Here is a 2,902-nt window from a genome sequence, read left to right on the forward strand (position 1 = left end):
GCAATGATCCCATCGTCATGCTCAGCGCAGTCCCCTGAACATGATCAACTCAGCCCTAAACCGGCTACATCATGACGCCGCTGTTACACCACGCCGTGGGACACGATCAAAGTCCTTATCATCAGTCATCTTGAATTCTAGCGCAGTAACCATTGCACGTTCTTCGGTTGTTAGGTTCGAATCGAAGTGGCGCTCTGCGATCTGGGTTCGGTCCATATCCTCATCTTCTAGCCTGGCTGCGGCTAAGGTTGCGGAGTCTAATGCGATTTGGAACTTCGTCTCCAAATTCAACTTCTCGGCATAAGAAACCGTCATGCCAACCACAAGTATGGTGGCAAGTGCGGCAAGGGCGAAAACAACGGCTATCGACCCCCGAGCCATTCTTCTTTCAAGGCGAAGATTCGCCAGAAGTTTGGGTTTTTCCATCTCAGGATTTTCCAATGTTGTAGCCCTTGGGAAGGAACGGACACCCGATGAAGCCGACAGTCGTGTGGTCGTTAAAAACTGTTGCCGTCAGGAGCGCTTCGGCCAAGCCATAGGGAATTCTGCAATCCCCACCCAGATCGACACCACGTCGCAGTAAGGCTCGGTCTGACCTGTCACGGAACCAGCGCCCATTGGTCTGCAATGCTGTTTTCGCCACTGCCATTCGCCAGCTCTTGCTTTTGCAATCCGTTCCCGGGATGATATTCACTATCCAATCGGATATTCAATGCTATATGTCAAGCCTTGCTTGTGGAGAAATACAATGGACCAAAGAAAATTCGGAAAGACTGGATGGAGGGTTTCCCCGATCTCCTACGGAGCAATGGGAATTGCATTGGACCCTGATTTGAATAACGGCATTTCTCCGTCGTTACTGCTAGCTCTTGAGAAGGGCATGACCATGATCGATACAGCCCGAATTTACCCGGGCTCGGAAGAAATCATCGGCAAGAGCCTGCGTGCCTGGAAAGGCGAAAAGCCGCTCATCTCAACCAAAATCGCGCCATTAACGGCCAAGACATTCCGCCAATTTCGCCCGCTCGCCAGCGCCTTCACCCCGCAATCCATTCGAGACTCTGTCGAAGCAAGTCTAAGAGCGCTGGGCGTTGAACGGGTCGACGTCTTGCATCTCCATCAATGGTTCTATTTGTGGAGTTTTGAACCTGCGTGGTTCGACAGCCTGCATAAACTCCAGCGCGAAGGCAAAATCGGCGCTATTGCCGTCAGCGCTCAGGACCATGAGCATGACGCGCTTCTTGAAATCATCCGGAGCAACATGGTCGACTGCATCCAATTCATCTTCAATATCTTTGAATCACGTCCCAAAGTGAGTGTTCTGCCTCTTGCCGAAAAACATGGTGTCGCCACGATCGGTCGTTGCGTCCTCGACAGTGGCGGACTTTCGGGCACGTTAACTGAAGCTCAATTCGCCCAGAACCTGTTTCTCAAACATGCGCCCTTTTCCGACTATCAAAAGCGTCTCGACGCACTGAGGACAGCCTATGTTGGGACACATGCCAACAGTCTTGGCGAATTGGCCGTGCGATACGCGCTTTCGGATCAGCGCTTGTCGACCATTACACTGGGTTGCCCAACCCGGGCACTGGTCCACGCCAATTTGCAGGCCGCCGCCAATGGTCCATTGCCCCAAGCCATCGTCGATGAAATCACCACCTATCATGTCTGGACCAAGAACCATTATGAACGGCTCGTCTGAACCCCGTTTTATCAGCTTTTGCTTTGATGACGGTTATGAAAAATCCTGTCGTGCAATTGCCGATATCTTTGAAGGCGAAGGCGCATCCGCCAGCTTCTGTGTATTGACCGATCCCGCAGGTTCAGCCGACGACTATGTGCGTTCAGGCAGAATTGGTGACTTTGAGTTGTGGCGCGCCCTTGCGGCGCGCGGCCACGAAGTGATGCCGCACGGCCACCACCATATCCATCTCGGAACGGCAAGCGAAGCCGAAGCAAAGGCTGAAATCGAAGCGTGCCTGCGGTTGTTCTGCGAAAGAATGCAGTTGTCGGGCCCATCTGACCTGATATACCACTGCGCCTATAATCACATCTTGCCTTCGCTTGCGGACTGGCTACAGCCACAGGTGCGGGCCATCCGGGCATCTGAAGCCAATATTGGCACTAATCCCGTGGCGTGGAATCGCACCCGCTCTGTCTTTGATGCCTGCTTTCCCTTGCCCCCCGCCATTGACACTGACGCCCGAACACGGATCGCGAACTTCATAACCAGTGCGGATGCATGGCTAACTTTGTGCTTTCATGGACTGGATGACGAAGGCTGGGGTCCATTGCCCGCTGACGCCTTGCGCGCGATCATCCGGGAGGCAGTCGGGCTGGGAGCAACAATCATGCCGCCAGGCATGGTGATCCGAGCTTTAGCAAGTGTCTGATTACCAACTGGAGTGAGCCTGATCAATGCTTCCGGCGACTGGCAGACACCTGGCCGCCATCAAAGAACACTGTCAGGATAAATGGACTGGCCCCGGGCATCAGCGGGGAAACAGTATACTCGAACTCCGTCGCGGAGATCGACGCAAAGCGTCCCGGCTAACAACCTGAATGTGCCCTAAAAACCCAAGCCTCACAGCTTATCGGGACGACTATCCGCGCAAAAACACGATAACCTATATCATGGTCGCGTATTGAGAAATATCGAGGCAAGAGCGCTATCGCGCGTCGGAACTCGCCGAGCGTATGGGTCTGACCCTGCCAGCACAGAAAAAGCTGCTCTGCTCGGGCAAAGGTACACCATCTTGCAAACTAATTAAACAAACGTTCGCCGACCACCAGGATGAAGTGATGATCACGTCCCATTTGGTGGTGTAACACGCGGTGACAGCTAATCCCCCTGCGCAGCGCTCGTCACATAGCTGGCGGAGCGGGGGGATTGGCGGTTGGT

At 53.8% G+C, this 2,902-nt stretch carries 3 protein-coding genes; 2 read left to right on the top strand and 1 reads right to left on the bottom strand.

Annotated elements, in window-relative coordinates; genetic code table 11:
* Window positions 1–69: 69 nt before the first annotated feature.
* Entirely contained in the window at window positions 70–426 is a 357-nt protein-coding gene (locus tag ACIQ20_RS16430) for a pilus assembly protein TadG-related protein (protein ID WP_395782224.1), read from the bottom strand.
* 382 nt (window positions 427–808) lie between these two features.
* Between ACIQ20_RS16430 and ACIQ20_RS16435 the strand changes: the two genes are divergently transcribed.
* Together ACIQ20_RS16435 and ACIQ20_RS16440 are read left to right on the top strand one after the other, a co-directional pair.
* Window positions 809–1,702, top strand: coding sequence for an aldo/keto reductase (locus ACIQ20_RS16435; protein ID WP_395782226.1), 894 nt, complete (start codon window positions 809–811; stop codon window positions 1,700–1,702).
* Entirely contained in the window at window positions 1,686–2,393 is a 708-nt protein-coding gene (locus tag ACIQ20_RS16440; protein WP_395782228.1) for a polysaccharide deacetylase family protein, read from the top strand. Before ACIQ20_RS16435 ends, ACIQ20_RS16440 begins: the two co-directional genes overlap by 17 nt.
* The last annotated feature ends 509 nt before the right edge of the window (window positions 2,394–2,902 follow it).

Origin of the sequence: Aquidulcibacter sp. (assembly GCF_044346625.1) — a bacterium.
In the GTDB taxonomy this organism is placed as follows: domain Bacteria; phylum Pseudomonadota; class Alphaproteobacteria; order Caulobacterales; family Aquidulcibacteraceae; genus Aquidulcibacter.

Excerpts from the sequence above, each read along its gene's own strand:
- ACIQ20_RS16435 (WP_395782226.1), top strand. The coding sequence starts at position 809 with ATGGGAATTGCATTGGACCCTGATTTGAATAACGGCATTTCTCCGTCG.
- ACIQ20_RS16440 (WP_395782228.1), top strand. The coding sequence starts at position 1,686 with ATGAACGGCTCGTCTGAACCCCGTTTTATCAGCTTTTGCTTTGATGAC.
- ACIQ20_RS16430 (WP_395782224.1), bottom strand. The coding sequence starts at position 426 with ATGGAAAAACCCAAACTTCTGGCGAATCTTCGCCTTGAAAGAAGAATG.